This window comes from Streptomyces sp. URMC 126 (genome assembly GCF_051386555.1).
Classification (GTDB): Bacteria; Actinomycetota; Actinomycetes; order Streptomycetales; family Streptomycetaceae; genus Streptomyces.
This window is the reverse complement of record NZ_JBPQTX010000649.1, coordinates 1-860: the sequence shown is the minus strand read 5'-3', so window position 1 is coordinate 860 and position 860 is coordinate 1. Positions and strand designations below refer to the sequence as shown.

The window sequence follows — 860 nt, the reverse complement described above, 5'->3', positions numbered from 1 at the left end:
GGTGGCGTACGGCAGGTGGCGAGGGCGGGCGGTGGGGGCTCGGGGCTCCACCGCGTCCGTGCTCGTGGCCGGTGCCTGTGCCTACGGCCGTCCTTACGGCGTGCGGCGTGCGTCTACGGCATGTTTCCCCGGCGCGGGGTTCGCGCCGGGGAACGCATCCGTGTCCGGCGGACTCGCGTCGTGCTCAGCCGCAGCAGCCGCCTCCACAGCACCCGCCACCGCCTCCGCCGCTCCCCTCGGACGGGCCGGACGGGCCGGAGGACGCGGCGGCCGCACCGGTCACCGCGACGGTGGAGAGCAACTTCACGCTGTCCAGATGACCTTGAGGGCACATGGCCGGAGCGGACGACTGCGCCATGGGACGGCGCAGCTCGAAGGTGGCACCACAGGCTTTGCAACGGTATTCGTAGCGAGGCATGTCAGGCAGCATAACCAGGGGAGACGGACAAGGGACCAGGGTCCGGTGCCGTTCCGGCACGGCGGTTCGGCCGCCTTTGTCCCGAGAGATCGCCCTCTGAGGCAGGGAACTTCGGCGGCGGGGCACTGTCCCGTACGGGATGCGGCTCGGGGCCGGTCGTCACTCCACGCCGAGGGCGATCCCTTACGGGTCGCCAACCCTTACGGGTCGCTGCCCTACGGGTTGCTGTAAGGGCCGATAGTTGCCCCTTACGGCCGCCGCCCCCTAAGGGTTACCCGCCCGAGGCCGGCCGCCCTCCAGTGCCGACGGCTGTCCCGTAGGGATGCCCCCTACAAGCATCGCCCCCTACGGGCAGCACCCCTTACGGGTCATTACCCCACCACGAAGGCACCGGCCCGACGCCCCCGCCGTACGCCGCCCGCCCTCGCCACCTGCCGTACGC

1 protein-coding gene is annotated in these 860 nt (G+C 71.7%); it reads right to left on the bottom strand.

Going from position 1 to position 860, the window contains the following annotated elements:
- Positions 1-184: 184 nt before the first annotated feature.
- Positions 185-418 (bottom strand): FmdB family zinc ribbon protein, encoded by a 234-nt coding sequence (locus tag ACSNOK_RS33305; RefSeq protein WP_436784519.1) that lies wholly within the window; start codon positions 416-418, stop codon positions 185-187.
- Positions 419-860 lie beyond the last annotated feature (442 nt).

Bases quoted from the DNA above. Each gene is read 5' to 3' on its own strand.
- ACSNOK_RS33305 (WP_436784519.1), bottom strand. From the start codon at position 418: ATGCCTCGCTACGAATACCGTTGCAAAGCCTGTGGTGCCACCTTCGAG.